A 17,635-nucleotide genomic window follows, 5' to 3' on the forward strand; every position below is an offset into this window, starting at 1 on the left:
GTCTGAGAGACTGCCGGGAATGATTATACGTGCACCGGATGCCCCTGTGCATTTAAAACGGCTTCATGGATGGCTTCTGAGACGGTCGGATGAGCGGCAATCAAGCGCTCAAGCAGATCAGCCGTCATTTCCCCGTTCAGCATCAATACCCCCTGCCCGACCAGTTCTGTTGCATGCGGGCCGCAAATGGACAAGCCGACCACCTCTTCGTATTCCGGCTCGATGATGACTTTCACTTTCCCAACCTGTTCCCCGCTGATCATCGCTTTTCCGTTTGCCGAAAACGGAAATTCGCCGATCCGAACAGCGCCGTACATTTCTTTCGCCTGCTTTTCGGTGAGGCCGGTGCCGGCAATTTCCGGAAACGTATAAATGCAGCGGGGAACGGCTTTGTAATCCGCACTTGCCTCCATTCCGCATGCATTGAGCGCCGCCACTTTTCCTTCATGAAAAGCGACATGTGCAAGTTGGATGCCGCCAATACAATCGCCGCAGGCATAAATATGGGGGATGTTCGTCTGCATCTTTTCATTGACTTTTATGCCCGATTTTTCATACGCCACCCCGGCATTTTCGAGGCCGATCCCGTTGACAGACGGTTTCCGGCCGATTGAAACAAGCACGTATTCCCCGTAAATCTCGCGCGTTTCCCCTTCCTGCTCAATCAGCGCGCATTTCTTATCACGGTCCAGTTTTTTTACGGCAGCAGATGTATAAATGTCCACCCCGTCTTTTTCAAGCTGCTCTTTTAAAATATTCGCGATATCTGCATCTTCCCCCGGCAAAATATGTGGGGCCATCTCTATGATCGACACTTTTGTCCCAAGCCGGCTGTAAATGCTCGCAAACTCGCAACCGATTACCCCACCGCCGACAATCACGAGCGATGGAGGCAGGCCGGGAAGAGACATGGCCTGCGTGCTGTCGATGATCCAGTTGCCATCAAACGGCGCAAACGGGAGGGAACTCGGTTCAGACCCTGTTGCGATGATGAACTGGTCCGCTTTTATTTCAACCGTGCCGTTTGCTGTTTCTGCAAGAACAACATGGGGTGACTGGAATGCCGCTTTTCCCTGCACGATTTTGATTTTGTTTTTCTTCATTAAGTATTGAATGCCCTGTACAAGCCGGGAAACGATCGCATTTTTCCTTTCAAGCAGGGCAGGCCAGTCAATGGACACCGCTTCCTTGTTCACCCGGATCCCGAATTTGTCCGCTTCCCGAATGTCCCGGTAGCGCCCTGCACTTTCCAAAAGTGTCTTGGTCGGCATGCACCCTTCATTTAAGCATGTGCCGCCGAGTGTCGCCTGTTCAAATAAAATGACATCCGCACCCTGCTGTGCTGCTGTAATGGCAGCGACGTAGCCCGCAGGCCCGCCGCCTAAAATCCCGATGGTTTCCATCCTGATCCCTTCTTTCCTACAAAAGCATCGTAACCGGTTCTTCCAAATATTGCTTGACCGTTTGCAGGAAGGCCGCTGCCGGCGCCCCGTCGAGCACGCGGTGGTCAAACGTCAGGCTGAGCGGCAGCCGGCTCCGTTTTTCAATTTTGTCCCCGATAAAAACAGCTTCATCCGAAACGACACCGACACCCAATATTCCGGCTTCCGGCGGGTTCAAAATGGGCGTAAAAAATTCGACGCCGCTTGCACCCAGGCTTGAAATGGTAAAAGTGGATCCTTGCATCTCATCTGCCGGCAGTTTTCCGGATCTTGCTGCCGCTGTTTTTTCTTTGATTTCTTTTGCCAAGTCGATCAGCGATTTGCTGTCGGCGTTGCGGATGACCGGGACAATCAGCCCTTTTTCAACCGCCGTTGCGATGCCCAAATGGATTTCCGGGTAAGTGACAATTGTGTTATCCATAAACGCACTGTTCATTTCCGGATGGTTTTCGAGGGCAAGGATGGCAGCTCTTGCTATAAAATCCGTGATCGTCAGTTTGCTGTCGTACCGTTTTGTGATTGTCTCTTTCACTTGCGTTTTTAGCGCCAATAGTTCCGTGACATCCGCTTTCATCGTGATCGTCAGCTGTGCAGCCGATTGCAGGCTGGCATGCATGCGTTCTGCGATCACTTTGCGCATGCCGGATACCGGTGTGTGCTTCGGTTCTTTTCCTGCCGGCGCCTGGATGAGGCTGTCCTGTTTGCGGCTTTCTTTCTTTGACGCAATTGCCTGTTCCACATCTTCTTTTGTAATCCTGCCCCCTGGCCCGGTCCCTTTTATATCTTCCGGTTTGATGCCTGCTGCTTCCGCCATTTTCCGCGCGACCGGGGAAATTTTCACGCGCACTTTCCCCGGTTTTTTCGGGAGCGGTGCGGGACGGGCCGCCTTTATTTCTTCTTTTTGTCCTTTTTCTTCCTGCACCGGGGCTGCTGTTGCCGCCACTTCTTCATCCGGGTTTCCAATATAGCAAATCACCGTTCCCGGCGGTACGCCCTTTCCTTCCGGCACATTGATTTTTAATACATTGCCGTCCGCAGGGGACTCGATTTCCATCTCTATTTTTTCCGAACTGATGCTAGCGATCGGGTCGCCTTTTTTAACGGCTTCTCCTTCTGTTTTATTCCACTGTGAAACGGTTCCTTCTTTCATCGCCATCCCAAGTTTGGGCATAATAACTTCAACCGGCATGCCAACCACTCCTTTCTATCTGTCTGTTATTGCCCGACCGGTTCCCCCAACAGCTCTGATACCGCCTGCACAATTTTCCCGGCGGACGGCAAATACAAATCTTCAAGCGGCGGCGAGAACGGAACCGGCGTGTGCGGTGCCGTGATCCGTTTGATCGGGGCATCCAGATCATCAAACCCTTTATCGGCAACAAGTGCCGCAATATCGGTTGCCACATTGCACCGCGGGTTCGCTTCATCGACCACAATGAGCCGGTTTGTTTTTGCGACCGACTGGAGAATCGTCCCTTCATCAAGCGGCGATAAACTGCGCGGGTCAATCACTTCCGCTTCGATGCCGTCTTTGGCAAGCCGTTCTGCCGCTTCAAGCGCCGTCTGCACCTGTTTGCCAACTGCAACAATGGTGATGTCGCTTCCTTCACGTTTCCTGTCCGCCTTACCGAGCGGAATCGTATAGTAATCTTCGGGCACTTCCCCTTTTATGTTGTAAAGCGTTTTATCTTCAAAAAAGATAACCGGGTCATTGTCTTCGATCGCAGCCAAAAGCAGCCCTTTCGCATCATATGGCGTTGACGGCACGACGACTTTTAAGCCCGGTATCGACGTAAACAGCGCATACAGGCTTTGCGAGTGCTGGGCCGCCGCCCGGAAACCGGCGCCGTGCATCGTCCGGACCGTCACCGGCACTTGCGCCTTGCCGCCGAACATGTACCGGAATTTCGCGCCCTGGTTGAGCACTTCGTCCAGACAGCTGCCGATAAAATCGTTGAACATGAGCTCTGCAATCGGCCGCAATCCTGTTGAAGCAGCAGCCATCGCAGCCCCCATATAGCCCGCTTCCGTAATCGGCGTATCCAAAATCCGCCCGCGGCCGAATTCCTGGACAAGGCCTTTCGTCACGCCAAGCACGCCACCCCATGCTTCTTCATCCTGCAGGTGATCAACTTCCGCACCGCCGGCAACATCTTCCCCCATCAAAATTACATTTTCATCTCTTCTCATCGCCAGTTTCATCGCTTCGTTAATGGCCTGCGAAAAAGAAATTTGTCTTCCCATTGGAAAGGCCTCCTTTTTTCATAGATTAGTAGGATACATAGACATCTTTCAAAAGTTCGGAAGGGTCCGGATACGGGCTTTCTTCGCTGAATTTCACAGCTTCTTCGATCTCCTGTTCCACTTTTTGTTCCAGGCTGTTGATGTCTGCTTCGCTGAACAAGTTTTGTTCAAGCACAAATTTTTTAAATTGGACGATCGCATCTTTTTCATTCAGCTGTTTCGCCTTTTCTGCTTCTGCTTTATAAGTTTGGGCATCCCCTTCAAAATGCCCGTAGTTTCGGTACGTCACGCATTCAATCAGCGACGGGCCTTCCCCGTTGCGGGCGCGTTCCACCGCTTCTTTTGCCGCCTGGTACACGGCGACGATATCTTTCCCGTCGACACGAACACCCGGAATGTCGTAGGCAACGGCACGGTCGGCAATCGTTTTACAGCTTGACGCATAATGGAATGGCGTCGCTTCCCCATAGCCGTTATTTTCCGCCACAAAAATGACCGGAAGCTTCCATACGGCTGCCAAGTTGATGCCTTCGTGAAACGTACCGTGGTTATTCGCGCCGTCCCCAAAGAAGCAAACGCTTACATTACTCGTCTTTTTAACTTTCGCCGTCAATGCTGCGCCGCATGCCAGCGGGAACCCGCCGCCGACAATCCCGTTTGCACCGAGCATGCCTTTGTCGAGGTCGGCAATATGCATGGAACCGCCTTTTCCTTTGCACAGACCTGTCGCTTTCCCGTAGATTTCCGCCATCATCCCTTTTAAATCGCAGCCTTTCGCGATACAGTGGCCGTGGCCGCGGTGTGTGCTTGTGATCATATCCTGATCGTTCAGATGGGCGCAAACGCCGACTGCAACCGCTTCCTCACCGGCATATAAGTGGACGAAGCCCGGTAAAATGCCGGTCGCAAACACTTCATGCACTTTGTCTTCAAACTTGCGGATTTCAAACATTTTTTGCAACATCCACTGCGCTTTTTCCTTCGTTAACTGCAGTTCGCCCGCTTTTACTGTCTCCATTTATCCATCCTCCTTATCGTCGTCTTTCACTTGGTAAACAAGCAAAAAGCGTGCCAACTGAAAACCCCGCTTTCATCCTGCTTCGTCTGCCCGGCACATAAAAAAATGAGACAAACCGGGACAGCTGTCTCATTTTGTCTCATTTTTTCCCATATTTTCTTATCCGCTGATTTCTGACTTTTTCATTTTCCATGCAGCCGGTGCAACGGGTTTTCGTGACATCAGGCTGTGCAGCACCATACCGGCTGCAACTGTGATGATGCCGAACCAGGACAACAGCGATGGCGCCGCAACCGGTAAAATGGCCATCTCCCCGAACAGCGCAAACAGCACTTCCAATGACTGGGTCGCTTCCACAAGCGATAATTTTTGCATGTCGCCGCGGACAAGATCGGTTGCCCGGAAAAACAATACCGTGGCAATCACCCCGGAAAAGACCGCAACCACGCCTGATTGCACGATTTGGTTTCCGGACGGCGGGCCGGACGCCTTTAAACCGTACAATGACAGAATAAACCAAAAGGGCAGGCTGGCAAGTGTCATGCCGAGCACACGCTAGAATGTATCGAGCCGGCCTTCGCACAATTCCATCATTTTCCGGTTGCCCAAAGGATAAGCAAAAGTCGCCACAATGACGGGAAGGACACCTAGCATCATTTCCCGGAAGCTAATCCGGCCGGCCTGCTCAAGCTGCATCATCAAAACGCCGAGCAAAATCACAAGCGACCAGCGCAATCCGCGGAACGGGATGGGTTCCCGGATTTTCATCAGGCCCTCCGTCGTCTCCACCGTTTTAAAAAAGAACGGGGCAAGCAGTGAACCGGATAAAATCGTGATCTGCCAGGTGCCGGCCACGAGCCATCCGGGTGCATAGGCTGCCGAAAAACATAACGGCGCATAAAAAAGAACAAAACCGGTAAAGCTCCACAATAACCACCTGGCCGGATGCTTTTTCATTTCCGCCCATAAGGCTTGAAAATTTTTCCTGACAAGCACGATCACAAGCAAAAACGGAACCATCAAAATGTACCGGAGGGAGGCGCTCCAAATCCAGCTGCCGCCCGACAGTTCCATCGACCGGTTTAAAACAAATGTCACCGCGAAAAAGAAGGCGGCACATACCCCTAATAAGACCGGACGCAACATCTCCCACATCCTTTTTATAGCGTTTTGGAAATGAAAACCCGCATACGGGGCATTCCTCCTTATCTTATGAAAGCGGCAATGTTTTGAGCTCGTTCCAATACGTGCAAATGGTCTGGATGCCTTTATCAAAATTTTCAAGATGGAAATGCTCGTTCGGCGCATGGGCATTTTCCGACGAAAGGGCAAACCCCATCAGCACGACCGGTATGTTTAAAATGCGGTCAAATTCTGCAACAATCGGAATCGACCCGCCGCCCCTTGTATAGGTAACCGGCACGCCGTACACTTTTTCATACGCTTTTCCGCAAAGTTGGATGGCAGGATGGCTGCGCGGCGTGACATACGGGTAACCTTTGTCAAATTCGGTTACAGAAACGGTTACGCCTTTTGGGGCATGGGCTTCAATATGTTTTTTCACTAACGACAAAATTTCGTACGGGTCCTGGTTTGGCACAAGGCGGCAGGTCACTTTCGCAAAGGCTTCAGACGGCAAAACGGTTTTCAGGCCTTCTCCGGTGAAACCGCTTTGTAAGCCGTTGATCTCAAGCGTCGGCCGGACGGATGTTCTTTCCGCGTACGAGTAGCCTTTTTCCCCGAACAATGCCGGTACGCCAAGCTGCGCCTGTATTTGGCCTTCATCTGCCGCCTGTTTTGCGAACGCTTCTTTTTCTTCCGGCGTGCTTGCTTCCACTTTGTCATAGAAGCCTTCCACCAAAACCCTGCCGTCCTGGTCGTGGAAGGACGCCAGCAATTCAACCAGCGCAGTGGCAGCATTTTGCACCCCGCCGCCATATTCGCCGGAATGAAGGTCGCTTGATGCGCCTTTTACATGGATTTCAAGGCCGCATAAGCCACGCAGCCCGTAGCAGATCGTCGGTTTTCCCAACTCCGGCATGCCGGTATCGGAAACGACGATCAAATCCGCTTTTAAAAGTTCCTTATGTGCTTCTACAAATGGTGCGAGATGCGGGCTGCCGATTTCCTCTTCTCCTTCAAACAGCACTTTGATATTGACAGGCAGTTCCCCTTCCGTTTCCATCAATGCTTCGATCGCTTTGATATGCATAAACACCTGTCCTTTATCATCACTCACGCCGCGGGCAAAAATTTTGCCATCGCGGATCTCCGGTTTAAACGGATCGCTTTTCCAGAGGTTCAGCGGATCAACCGGCTGGACGTCGTAATGCCCGTAAATCAGGACGGTCGGCTTCCCGTCTGCGTGAAGCCAGTCACCGTATACAACCGGGTTGCCTTTCGTTTCCATCACTGCGGTATGTTCGAGGCCTGTTTTCCCAAGCTCTGCTTTCAGCCATTCCGCTGCTTTTCTGACATCTGGTTGATGTTCGGATAGGGAACTGATACTCGGGATTTGGAGAAAATCAAACAGTTCTTCTAAGTGCTGTTCATGGTGTTCCTTTAAATATTGCTGATACGTTTGTGACATGCCTATACCTCCTCGTCATGCTTTCTCTTTATTGTAAGACAAGTTTCATTATTTTTCCAATTCATTTGCAAGGTGGCAAATGAAAAAAAGAAAGCAGGAGCCCCCTTTTGGCAGCTCCTGCATTTTTTATTTATGCGTTTGATTCGCAAATTCCGCCATGGCTGCGGCCATAAACGCCGCAAGCCCTGTGCCAAATTGATCAATGTTTTTTGTAAATCGTCTGTCTTCTATATACATTTGGCCAAGCCCTTTAAAGGCTTCCGGCGTATAATCTCCGAAATGGCGGTTTAAAAAATCAAACCATTTCCGGATCGCTGTTTGCGCTTCTTGTGCGCGCGGGTCCTTGTGGCGGATGGCAGCAAGTTCACGGTAAATTTCGTTCATCTCATCAGCCAAAGCCAATTTTTCATCTCCGTCAAGTCTCGCCATTTTCGCTTCCGCTGCATCTACTGCCTGATCCCCCCATTTTTCGCGTGCCTCACGCGCATACGGATTGCTGTCAAAGCGGAAACCGGCAAATTTTTCTTCACTGGACATTTTCATTCCCTCTTTCTCCGATTGGATTGTTTTTTCGATCAAGGCAATCATGTTCCCGAGCCGATTCTGTTTTTCAATCAGCAAATGGCGCTGCAGCTCGAGCGCCCCGAGCCTGTCAAACGAAGGGCTTTCCATGATTTCCTTGATCTTTTGCAAAGGGAAGCCCAATTCCTTGAAAAATAAGATTTGCTGGAGCGTTTTCAAGTTTTCTTCCGAATAGTGCCTGTAGCCGGACGGTGAAACTTCGGCCGGTTTAAGTAGCCCGATTTCGTCATAGTGGCGCAATGTCCGGATGCTTACCCCGGCGAGCTCTGCAACTTCTTTAATTCTCATCATGCAGCCCCCTTTCTTCTTTACTGTAAGGGGTGACGCAGCGTGAGGGTCAAGACATTTTTTCGAGTTTTTCCTGCAAGGCAAACAGCACTTCGTACATTTTCACGAAAGCTTCCATGAGTGGCATCTCTTCCCTGAAACCGGGCACATCGTTCAACGGAAAGTTCACATCCCAGATGCCTTCATTGCCATCAAAAAGGATTTCCCCCTTCCCGTCTCCTTCGAGCAGTTCAGACAATCCCGTTTGAATCGCCGGCCCGTATTTCTTCTGCACTTTGAGCCCGAGCATGCAATTGTAATGGCCGAAGACATCATCCAGCTCAAGGGCAATCCCGTCGACGCCGATGATGCCAAACCAGTCTGACACGATGTAAACATATTCTTTCCTATGCTTTTTCAAATAGATGACAGGTTCATTTAAAAACGCCGCCGTTTCCACCGCAAGGGTCTCATCGGCTTCCTTGCTGCACCGTTCAATAGATGCATCGGCAAAACGGGCGGTACCCTCTTTTTCAACAATTTCTTTTTCCCTGACAGCATCTTTGAAAAAATCCTTATAGCGCTCCAAATACGCTATTTCTTGTTTACATAATATTATTATAGTATCCTTTTGGTTTTCGATATATGTTTTTAAATTTTTTCCCAGCATGGCAACCATCCTTTATGAGGTATTCTGCTAAACAGTATGTCCCAATTGGAAGCTTTTGTAAAGAAACAAAAAACTGTGCCCGGAGAATAAAATCCTTCTAGGCACAGTTTGTAAAATTATTTATTCACCGCTGCCGGTTTATGAAAATCACGTCCGTCACGGATCGCTTCTACAATTCCGACGCGGATGACGAAATCCCCGAAATGTTCGCCTTCCTGCCGTTCTTTTGCATATTGCAAAAGAATCGGGCGCAGGGAAGCGAGGATCTCTTCTTCCCCGATATTTTCCTTATAAAGGCAAGCGAGCCTGTCGCCAGTGAAGCTGCCGCCCAAATACAAATTGTATTTTCCGGGGCCTTTCCCGATAAAAGCCATTTCCGCAAGCGCCGGCCTTGAGCAGCCGTTCGGGCAGCCTGACATCCGGATGACGATTTCTTCTTCGCGCAACCCCGCTTCATCCAAAATCTCTTCGATTTTTCCGAGCAGTTCCGGCAAGTACCGTTCTGCTTCCGCCATCGCAAGGCCGCAAGTCGGGAATGCGACACAGGACATCGAGTTTCTTCTGAGGGCGGAAGCATGCTTGCCGTCCGTCAGATGGTATTTTTCAACCAGCTCGCCGATCTTTCCTTTCATTTCGTCGGTGACATTGGAAATAATGACATTCTGATTCGGGGTCAGGCGGAACTCGCCCTGATGGATTTTTGCAATTTCGCGCAGCCCGGTCATCAAAGGATAGCCGTCAAAATCTTTGATCCTGCCGCTTTGGACAAATAACGTCAAATGCCATTTGCCATCGCCTTTGATCCAGCCGTAACGGTCGCCGTTATGGTCAAAATGGAACGGGTGGGCCTCCCCGAGATCCCAGCCGAGCCGTTCATTCAGTTCCGCCTTGATCCATTCAAGCCCCCGCGCGTCAATGGTGTACTTGAAACGCGCATTTTTCCGGTTCGCGCGGTTGCCGTAGTCGCGCTGGATCGACACCACTTTTTCCGCCACTTCAATCACCTGGTTCGGCGTGCAAAAACCGATGATCCGGGCAAGCTGCGGATATGTTTTCGGATCGCCGTGGGTCATGCCCATCCCGCCGCCAACCGCGACATTAAACCCTTCAAGCTTCCCTTCATTCAAAATGGCGATAAACCCTAAATCCTGTGAAAAAATATCGACATCATTGGAAGGCGGCACAGCAAACCCGATTTTAAACTTCCGCGGCAAATACGTTGGCCCGTACAGCGGCTCTGCCTCTTCCTGCTCTTTTGTATCAATGATTTTTTCATCTTCCAGCCAGATTTCATGATACGCGGAAGTCCGCGGCAACAAGTGGTCGCTCGTTTTTTTCGCCCATTCATACACCTCGGCATGCACATCCGACTGGTACGGGTTCGGGTTGCACATGACGTTCCGGTTCACATCCCCGCACGCGGCAAGCGTCGTCATGAGCGCATCGTTCATTTCCCGGATGGCCTGCTTTAAATTCCATTTTAAAATGCCATGCATCTGGAATGTCTGCCGGGTTGTCATACGCAGCGTTCCGTTCCCGTATTTTTGCGCCAGTTCATCCATCACAAGCCACTGTTCCGGGGTCGCAACACCGCCCGGAATGCGGACACGCACCATAAACTGGTAAGCCGGCTCCAGTTTCTTTTTGCGCCGATCGTTGCGGATATCGCGGTCGTCCTGCTGGTAGCTGCCATGAAATTTCAACAGTTTATTATCGTCTTCGGATATCGCGCCGGTCAGTGGATCTTTGAGCCCTTCCGCAATCGTCCCTCTTAAAAACCGGCTTTTTTCTTTTATCGTTTCAAGCGGATCAAGTTTTTTATCAGCCATCTTCCTGCCCCTCTCTGTTAATACACATCACGCTGGTATCGTTTTGCCCGTCGCATTTCCTGTAAATAATCCTCTGCCTCTTCCCTCGCCATATTGCCTTCTGTTTCAAGAATTTCAAGCAGCGTTTCCTGGACGTCGCGGGCCATCTGCTTTTCATCGCCGCACACATACACACAGGCGCCTTTTTCAAGCCATGCATAAAAATCTTTGCTTTTTTCAAGCATCCGGTGCTGGACGTATATTTTTTCTGCCTGGTCGCGCGAAAAAGCCACATCCATCCGTTCGAGCACGCCATTTTTCAGCCAGTTTTGCCAGTCAAGCTGATACAGAAAATCCGTCGCAAAATGCTGGTCCCCGTAAAACAGCCATGTTCGTCCGGTGATCCCTTCCGCTTCCCTTTCTTCCAGGAAAGAACGGAACGGCGCCACGCCTGTTCCCGGCCCGATCATGATCACCGGCACATCCGGGTCAGCCGGAAGTTTGAAATTCGGATTGCGGTGGACATAAACCGGCAGCTTGTCTCCCGGTTTTATCCTGCCTGCGATTTGCCCGGAGCAAACCCCTTCGCGCACCCTTCCGTTTGCTGTATAGCAGTCCAGTGCAATGACAAGATGGACTTCATCGGGGTTCGCTTTCCAGCTGCTTGCGATCGAATAAAGCCGCGGCGGCATTTTCCGGAGCATTTGTACGAAAGCTTGCACTTCCACTTTTTCCGGCGGATATTCCTCGACAAGATCGAGCAGGCCCCGCCCTTCAAGGTACGCCTTTGCCTCCGCTTCATTTTCAAGCAAAGCCGTAAGCGCTTTGTTTCCGAAAAGCACGGCTGCCTGCTGAAGCAGCGGTTTTGTTAATCTCGTAATTTCATAATGTCTGAGTAATGCTTCCCTGGCCGGCAGCACTTCCCCTTTTTTATTGACCGGAACTGGTTCTTCCGGATCCCAGCCGAGCTTTTCGATCAGCCGTTCCACGAGTTTCGGATCATTTTCCGGGTAAATCCCGATGCTGTCCCCCGGTTCAAATGTAAAACCGGACCCTTCAAGGGATAGTTCGATATGGTGCGTTTTTTTATTGGACCCTTCCCAGTTCAAGTTGATATTTTCCAACACTTCCGCCTGGAACGGGTTGGATTTGGAATAATCGGTGTTTGCAGGCCGGGTGGCATCCGCAGCGGTTGAAGCCGGCAAGGCAGATGCCCGGAGCACGCCTGCAACCCCTTCAAACCATTCGCGGGCGTCCTCTTCATAATCCACATCACAATCCACCCGCGGATAGAGCCTTTCCCCGCCCAACTCTTCCAGCCTCTTGTCGATCTCTTTTCCGACCTTGCAAAAAAACTCATATGTCTGGTCCCCAAGCGCCAAAACGGAAAAAGGGACCCCGTCCAGTTTTGGGGCTTTTCTGCTGTGGATCAGCTCATAGAAAGACAATGCGTTGTCGGGCGGGTCCCCTTCCCCTTGTGTGCTTGTAATGATGAGCAGATACCCTGCATTTTTTAAATCTTTCGGCTTGGCCGCATCGAGTGCCGAAAAAGATACGGCAAACTGCATTTCTTTTAATCTGGCTGCGAATGCTTCGGCAAGCGCCTGGGCATTGCCTGTCTCGGAACCAAACAGCAGCGTAACCGTTTTGGTTGCCGTCTGTACCGGTTTTTCAGCAACAGCTGTACTTCCCGGGGGATTCGTTCCTTGTTCGGCAAACGGATAGGTTAAATATCCGCTTAGCCATAATTTTTGCTGATCCGTTAATAGTTGCAGCAGTTCATTTAACTTTTCCGCCTGTTCTTTACTAAACGGGCTGTTTTGTACACTTAACGGCAAATCTTCCACCTCGCAATGTTTGCATGCACTTTTCATTTGTTTATTTATGTATGACATCCTAATCCAAATAGACATAGAAGTTTACTTGGATTTTAATCCGCTTCTTTCCATGAGAAGCGCCTTCGAAAAAAGCTCTCCTTACAAAGATAAGAAGAGCCGGCGCACAATGGTCAACTTCTCTTATCTTTCAGACGATTGTCTGCAGGAATTGGCACAGTGTTTTTCAACCTGTTGCCGAGGCTTCAAAGGGCCTTTCCCTCCACCTCTCTGGATAAGAAGCACAAATCATTATTTAGAAATCATTGAAAACATTATACAATCAAATACAGGTACAGTCAATTCTTTTTTGAACAGATGGGACATTTAAAAAAGGAAAAGGGTGGCAAGTTCCGCATCAAGCGTCCCCCCAATATACTTTATGTATCTTTTGCACAGAATGAGGGGGGAATGGATGAATATCCGCATTTACCAGGGGAATGAGATGACGCCGGAAGATGGAGATGCCAATATTGTGATCGATGTAATCCGCGCGTTTACGGTTGCCCACCATGCCTTTTTGGGCGGCGTAAAAGAAATATGGCTGGCTGACTCAATAGAAACGGCTTTTCGTATCAAAAACAAATACCCGCATGTTTTGCTCACGGGCGAAAGGCACGGCCTTCCGATCCCAGGATTTGATTTTGGTCATTCACCGGCCGCCATCGCCAAACAGCCGTTAGCCGGCAAAACGTTGGTACAAACATCGACAAACGGGGTAAAAGCAGTTTTTCACGCCCTTCACGCAAAGGAAGTCTATGTTACCGGCTTTTCGAATGCAAAAACGACGGCAAAATGGGTCCGGCGCAAATGGAAAGACAAAGACAACGCCCGCATCAACATGATTGCTTCCCATCCGACGGGGGAAGATGACCTGGCATGCGCGTTATACATGGAAAGCATCCTCACCGGCTCCGGCACGATAAAGCCGGAATCAGTGATCAAGGAGATTGTAGATGCCAGTGTTGCAAAAAAATTTCTTGATCCCGGCCAGCCTGCATTTAACCCGGCTGACCTGGAATTTTGCATTAAAGAGAGAGACTGCGGGTTTGTGATGAAAATGGATCCAACAGGAGAATTTCCAACGATCGTGAGGGTTGAAGATGAATGGCCATGGTTTGACACTGCCTTTACGCAATGAGAAACCGCGGGATTGCGGAATCACCATCTTAATTGACAATGGCATTCCGCTGAACTTTTTTAAAGATACCATGAACAGTGCAGCCCCTTATATTGATTTCGTCAAATTCGGCTGGGGGACATCGGTCGTTTCACGCCATTTGGAAGAAAAAATAGATCACTTGAGGCAAAACGGCATTGCCTTCTTTTTCGGCGGCACTTTATTTGAAAAGTTTGCCAGCCAGGGAAAAACGGATCGGTACGTTCAATACTGCCGGCGGTTTGAATGCGAATATGTTGAAATCTCAAATGGCACCCTGCCGCTGTCCAATACGGAAAAATGCCGCTATATTGCGGAGTTTTCAAAGGAGTTTAAAGTGTTAAGTGAAGTCGGCTCAAAAGATGCTGCCAAATCAATGGCCGATACGCCCGCGTTATGGCTGGAATCGATTAGTCAAGATTTAGAAGCAGGCGCATATAAAGTGATGACAGAGGCAAGGGAAAGCGGCACGAGCGGCATTTGCAACGGGGACGGGGAAATACGGGAGGAGATGTTTGCGGCCATCCTGGACTCCGGGATTCCTCGCGATTCTTTGATTTTCGAAGCGCCCAACAAGCAGCTCCAGGCTTTTTTTATCCACCATCTCGGTCCGGATGCCAATTTGGCCAACATCCCTTTTTCGGATGCCCTTGCGCTTGAAACATTAAGGCTTGGTTTGCGATCAGATACTTTTTTTATTGGAGGAGATTCCCATGAGAGAAACAGATAAAATTTTTCATTTGGCGATTCCGTGCAAAGATCTTGATGAAACAGCCGATTTCTATGAAAAATTAGGCTGCAAGGTAGCGCGCCGGTATGATGACCGGGTCACATTCAATTTTTTCGGGGACCAGGTTGTCTGCCATCTGAGCCCTGAAAAAATAGATCCCAGCCCGAAAATGTATCCCCGCCATTTCGGCATTACTTTTTTGGATAAAGCAGCATTTGAGGAAACCCTTCAATCGGCAAAGAAAAACCATTTACCATTTTTCCAGGATAAAATGGTCCGGTTTGGAGGCAAGCAAGAGGAACATTGGACATTTTTCCTCCAAGACCCCTCTAACAACTTGCTCGAATTTAAATATTATCATGATGAAAGCATGGTGTATTAACCAGTCCCATTCATTGCTCAAGGCCAGGCCATGCGCCGGCTTTTCCTGGAAAGCGACCACATTTTATCGGCTTCCCAGGCATGCTCTGGGTGCAGCGGTCTCTACTCCTAATCTGCCTCAGCAAAAGGCGGCTGATGTTTTACGCCGGGTTCTTCACGAAGTTGCAGTGAGCCTTCCTTCTGCTTCACATCAAAAAATTACAGGCAAACCATGCAAAAAAACCGCAGACCATACAGCTGCGGTTTTTTTCGAATTCTTACAGGAAGGAGCGGTGCTTGAAATTCGGGAATAGATCCGGAAGTTGTTAACAAACGCCAACATTTACCGCCCCATTCACCCGGATTCCTCGTATTCAAACGCTACCGGAAGTAAATGTTGTCTTCACTTCCGGTCATTTTGGTTTCTTATTGATTTTCTAAGTTGACAAAAGCCTTTTCGGGATTGACATGTGTTTTTGTGATTTTTGCCTGGTACAGCCAATCCGAAACGTCTTGCCATTTTTTTGGGTCCTGATCGGCAATAGTTTTATTTTTCTCGTCCATCTTCGGCAGTAAAATGTGCAGGCTCTTCGTTTCCACATTTTTATCCAGCGGTGAGGAGGCATCTTCATGTTTTAACAAAATGGCAAGCGCCTTTTCCGGATGTTTTTTGACATATTGCTGGCCTTTTTCGGCAGCAGCAAGAAATTTTTTAAAAATGTCTGGCTGCTGTTTCAGCTTATTTTCGTTTGCGATGAAAACGAGTTCTTCATAATCCGGAACGCCGTATTTTGCCGGATTGAACGCTCTAACGGGTACGCCCTCCTTTTCCAGCAGCAGCTGTTCATGATTAACAAAACCGCCGACGATCGCATCAGTTTTACGGGCTGTCAGAGCAGGGATTAAATCATAGCCAACATCCACTGTTTTCACCTTGTCCGGATCGCCCCCGTCTGCTTTGACCATTGTCCGCACGGCTGCTTCTTCCAGCGGAATGGAAGAGTAGCCGACCGTTTTGCCCGCCAGGTCTTTCGGTGAGCGGATGCCGCTTGAAGCCGGCACCATCACACGGTTCAGCGTATGGCGGACGACGGTGCCAAAAGATTGGACCGGAATCTTCTCATCGCGCGCGATTAACACTTGGGGTTGATAACTTAATGCAATATCAATTCGATTCGCAGCCGCAAGTTTTAACGGGTCATTTGTGTCAGAAGGCATTTTGATGCTGACATCAAGGCCCTGCGCTTTAAAATAGCCTTTTTCCTGGGCTACATAAAGAAAAGAATGAACCGCATTTGGATACCAATCCAGCATGATCGTTACTTTTTGCACATGTTTCGTTGCTTGCTGCGAATGATTGCTGCAGGCACCTAGGAAACATGCGAGCACAGCGGCCATTATCCATCGTTTTTTCATTGAAAATCCCCCTAAATTTTTGTTCTGTTTTTCAATAAGCCTTTTTCCATCCCATAAATAAGCAAAAATAATCCCATGCCGAACGCAGCCAAAAGAAAAACGGCCGAAAAAACTGCGTCCGACTGCAAATATCCGGACATTCGCTTGCTAAAAAATCCAAGCCCCGCAGTTGCGCCAAGCCACTCCCCGATCGCTGCCCCGCTGACACAATATACAACCGATAATTTCAAGCCGGATAAAAATTGGGGAAGGGCCATCGGGACAGAAAGTTTTCGAAAAATATCCCAGCGGCTGGCGCCCATTGTCCGAAACAAATTCAAATAGGCGGGATCAACGGTTTTTAATCCGTCAAAAGTGCTGATTACAATCGGAAAGATAGCCGTTAACACAATGATCGCTACCTTGCTCCAAACTGAATAACCGAACCACATCATAAAAACAGGTGATACGGCGACAAGCGGGATCGTTTGCGAAATAACAAGAAACGGATAAAAGATTTTTTCAGCCGTTTTGGAAACATACATGATGACACCGATCATCACTCCGCCCGCAACGGATAAAAGAAAACCGATGCCGACTTCCTCCACTGTCGCAGGCAAATGCACATTTATTAGTTGCCTGTGATTTTCCATGAAAGATACATAGATTTGGGAAGGGGACGGCAAAATGAAAGACGGGATCATCCCTTTCTGTATGACCCACTGCCAGATGGCTATCAAGACTAGCATCGTAACGCAAAAAAGTCCGTAATCCCCCAGCCATTTTCGCCACTTCATTTAGGAAACCTCCTTTCATCCAAACTTCCAATATGTATAAGCTGCAAACCGTTCCAAAGCCCGTTCAACCATTTGAATTTTTTCCTGCTATAGCAATCTTCCACCTACTTTTTGTTTTTATTTCTTCCTGCCCGTCGTCATTGACGGGGTTTTTCCGGTTACCGCCCTAAAAGCAGCTATTTTCCCTCCCTTCCAACAGAAAAAAGCCAGGCCTGTAAAAGACCTGACTTTAATAAGCAAGAAAATTTTCACAAATCCCTACTTTCCTACGCCGGCATGATCCGGATCAGGTCCAAAGGGTTGAAAAACCAACTGTTTTTCTCTCAGCCCGCCAATCCGGGCACCCCTAGTAGTCTGAAATATTCACTTTTTTCTATTATAGGCTTTCTATTTGCTTGTGTAAAGTGGTGCAGGCTTTTTTCTATGGTAATTGGTTCGATAGTCAGGGCTCCTGTTTTTACCAAAAAACCCGGGAAAAAAAGCAAAAAAACTTTTAATCATCATGATTTGCCTCTTATTCACGATATATAAGCTCATTTAACGCTTCATTCCGTCATCGTAAACTGAATAGATAGCCATTCAGATATTTATACGACAGCGGCTGCGGTTGCAAGTGCTGACGGAAACAACCACATCGCCCCCTCTTCTCGTGCTTGTATGCTCACAAAAAAACCAATTTTATGAAAAAGATGAAAATAG

14 protein-coding genes, 1 pseudogene and 2 riboswitches are annotated in these 17,635 nt (G+C 49.1%); of the genes and pseudogenes, 3 read left to right on the forward strand and 12 right to left on the reverse strand.

The features are described 5' to 3' along the window. Positions 1 to 23: 23 nt before the first annotated feature. The 10 genes and pseudogenes from lpdA to BCOA_RS33215 all read right to left on the reverse strand — a co-directional run bounded on the left by lpdA (position 24) and on the right by BCOA_RS33215 (position 12,516). Positions 24 to 1,403 (reverse strand): dihydrolipoyl dehydrogenase, encoded by a 1,380-nt coding sequence (gene lpdA, locus BCOA_RS33170; RefSeq protein WP_014098302.1) that lies wholly within the window; start codon positions 1,401 to 1,403, stop codon positions 24 to 26. A 16-nt stretch (positions 1,404 to 1,419) separates the two neighbouring features. Next, entirely contained in the window at positions 1,420 to 2,631 is a 1,212-nt protein-coding gene (locus BCOA_RS33175; protein WP_014098303.1) for a dihydrolipoamide acetyltransferase family protein, read from the reverse strand. 26 nt (positions 2,632 to 2,657) lie between these two features. Continuing rightward, a complete protein-coding gene (locus tag BCOA_RS33180; protein ID WP_014098304.1) occupies positions 2,658 to 3,686 on the reverse strand; it encodes an alpha-ketoacid dehydrogenase subunit beta in 1,029 nt (342 codons plus the stop codon). 25 nt (positions 3,687 to 3,711) lie between these two features. Further along, positions 3,712 to 4,704: a thiamine pyrophosphate-dependent dehydrogenase E1 component subunit alpha gene (locus BCOA_RS33185; RefSeq protein ID WP_014098305.1), complete on the reverse strand. Its 993-nt coding sequence runs from the start codon at positions 4,702 to 4,704 to the stop codon at positions 3,712 to 3,714. 159 nt (positions 4,705 to 4,863) lie between these two features. After that, a pseudogene (locus tag BCOA_RS33190) lies at positions 4,864 to 5,850 on the reverse strand (DMT family transporter). Between the two features lie 64 nt (positions 5,851 to 5,914). Then, positions 5,915 to 7,294 carry a dipeptidase gene (locus tag BCOA_RS33195; RefSeq protein WP_014098306.1) on the reverse strand — a complete coding sequence of 460 codons (1,380 nt, stop codon included), beginning with the start codon at positions 7,292 to 7,294 and terminating at the stop codon, positions 5,915 to 5,917. Positions 7,295 to 7,420: 126 nt separating this feature from the next. Further along, a complete protein-coding gene (locus BCOA_RS33200) occupies positions 7,421 to 8,164 on the reverse strand; it encodes a MerR family transcriptional regulator (protein WP_014098307.1) in 744 nt (247 codons plus the stop codon). Between the two features lie 49 nt (positions 8,165 to 8,213). Then, on the reverse strand, positions 8,214 to 8,732 hold the full coding sequence (locus BCOA_RS33205) for a hypothetical protein (protein ID WP_237682170.1): 519 nt from the start codon (positions 8,730 to 8,732) through the stop codon (positions 8,214 to 8,216). Positions 8,733 to 8,929: 197 nt separating this feature from the next. Beyond that, positions 8,930 to 10,642, reverse strand: a complete 1,713-nt coding sequence (gene cysI / locus BCOA_RS33210) for an assimilatory sulfite reductase (NADPH) hemoprotein subunit (protein ID WP_014098309.1) — start codon at positions 10,640 to 10,642, stop codon at positions 8,930 to 8,932. A 17-nt stretch (positions 10,643 to 10,659) separates the two neighbouring features. Further along, positions 10,660 to 12,516 (reverse strand): assimilatory sulfite reductase (NADPH) flavoprotein subunit, encoded by a 1,857-nt coding sequence (locus BCOA_RS33215; RefSeq protein ID WP_014098310.1) that lies wholly within the window; start codon positions 12,514 to 12,516, stop codon positions 10,660 to 10,662. Positions 12,517 to 12,636: 120 nt separating this feature from the next. Continuing rightward, positions 12,637 to 12,737: riboswitch (SAM riboswitch) on the reverse strand. Between the two features lie 173 nt (positions 12,738 to 12,910). On the opposite strand from BCOA_RS33215, the gene BCOA_RS33220 reads away from it, so the two are divergent. The 3 genes from BCOA_RS33220 to BCOA_RS33230 are packed head-to-tail and all read left to right on the forward strand — an operon-like array spanning position 12,911 to position 14,766. Next, positions 12,911 to 13,636: a 2-phosphosulfolactate phosphatase gene (locus tag BCOA_RS33220; RefSeq protein ID WP_014098311.1), complete on the forward strand. Its 726-nt coding sequence runs from the start codon at positions 12,911 to 12,913 to the stop codon at positions 13,634 to 13,636. Continuing rightward, complete coding sequence (locus BCOA_RS33225; RefSeq protein ID WP_014098312.1) at positions 13,599 to 14,384, forward strand: phosphosulfolactate synthase; 786 nt, start codon at positions 13,599 to 13,601, stop codon at positions 14,382 to 14,384. The genes BCOA_RS33220 and BCOA_RS33225 overlap by 38 nt, the downstream gene beginning before the upstream one ends. Continuing rightward, a complete protein-coding gene (locus tag BCOA_RS33230) occupies positions 14,368 to 14,766 on the forward strand; it encodes a VOC family protein (RefSeq protein ID WP_014098313.1) in 399 nt (132 codons plus the stop codon). Before BCOA_RS33225 ends, BCOA_RS33230 begins: the two co-directional genes overlap by 17 nt. A gap of 404 nt (positions 14,767 to 15,170) precedes the next feature. Here the strand turns inward: BCOA_RS33230 and BCOA_RS33235 are convergent, their stop codons facing one another. Both BCOA_RS33235 and BCOA_RS33240 read right to left on the reverse strand, forming a co-directional pair. After that, the gene (locus BCOA_RS33235) at positions 15,171 to 16,160 is read right to left on the reverse strand and encodes an ABC transporter substrate-binding protein (protein ID WP_014098314.1); all 990 of its coding nucleotides are present in this window, start codon (positions 16,158 to 16,160) and stop codon (positions 15,171 to 15,173) included. Positions 16,161 to 16,171: 11 nt separating this feature from the next. Then, positions 16,172 to 16,936 carry an ABC transporter permease gene (locus BCOA_RS33240; protein WP_014098315.1) on the reverse strand — a complete coding sequence of 255 codons (765 nt, stop codon included), beginning with the start codon at positions 16,934 to 16,936 and terminating at the stop codon, positions 16,172 to 16,174. A gap of 246 nt (positions 16,937 to 17,182) precedes the next feature. Continuing rightward, a riboswitch (TPP riboswitch) is annotated at positions 17,183 to 17,294 on the reverse strand. Between the last annotated feature and the right edge of the window lie 341 nt (positions 17,295 to 17,635).

Origin of the sequence: Heyndrickxia coagulans 36D1 (genome assembly GCF_000169195.2) — a bacterium.
Classification (GTDB): Bacteria; Bacillota; Bacilli; order Bacillales; family Bacillaceae_C; genus Weizmannia; species Weizmannia faecalis.

Bases quoted from the DNA above. Each gene is read 5' to 3' on its own strand.
- BCOA_RS33230 (WP_014098313.1), top strand. From the start codon at position 14,368: ATGAGAGAAACAGATAAAATTTTTCATTTGGCGATTCCGTGCAAAGAT.
- lpdA (WP_014098302.1), bottom strand. From the start codon at position 1,403: ATGGAAACCATCGGGATTTTAGGCGGCGGGCCTGCGGGCTACGTCGCT.
- BCOA_RS33200 (WP_014098307.1), bottom strand. From the start codon at position 8,164: ATGAGAATTAAAGAAGTTGCAGAGCTCGCCGGGGTAAGCATCCGGACA.
- BCOA_RS33220 (WP_014098311.1), top strand. From the start codon at position 12,911: ATGAATATCCGCATTTACCAGGGGAATGAGATGACGCCGGAAGATGGA.
- cysI (WP_014098309.1), bottom strand. From the start codon at position 10,642: ATGGCTGATAAAAAACTTGATCCGCTTGAAACGATAAAAGAAAAAAGC.
- BCOA_RS33185 (WP_014098305.1), bottom strand. From the start codon at position 4,704: ATGGAGACAGTAAAAGCGGGCGAACTGCAGTTAACGAAGGAAAAAGCG.
- BCOA_RS33195 (WP_014098306.1), bottom strand. From the start codon at position 7,294: ATGTCACAAACGTATCAGCAATATTTAAAGGAACACCATGAACAGCAC.
- BCOA_RS33180 (WP_014098304.1), bottom strand. From the start codon at position 3,686: ATGGGAAGACAAATTTCTTTTTCGCAGGCCATTAACGAAGCGATGAAA.
- BCOA_RS33225 (WP_014098312.1), top strand. From the start codon at position 13,599: ATGAATGGCCATGGTTTGACACTGCCTTTACGCAATGAGAAACCGCGG.
- BCOA_RS33235 (WP_014098314.1), bottom strand. From the start codon at position 16,160: ATGAAAAAACGATGGATAATGGCCGCTGTGCTCGCATGTTTCCTAGGT.
- BCOA_RS33240 (WP_014098315.1), bottom strand. From the start codon at position 16,936: ATGAAGTGGCGAAAATGGCTGGGGGATTACGGACTTTTTTGCGTTACG.
- BCOA_RS33215 (WP_014098310.1), bottom strand. From the start codon at position 12,516: ATGTCATACATAAATAAACAAATGAAAAGTGCATGCAAACATTGCGAG.
- BCOA_RS33175 (WP_014098303.1), bottom strand. From the start codon at position 2,631: ATGCCGGTTGAAGTTATTATGCCCAAACTTGGGATGGCGATGAAAGAA.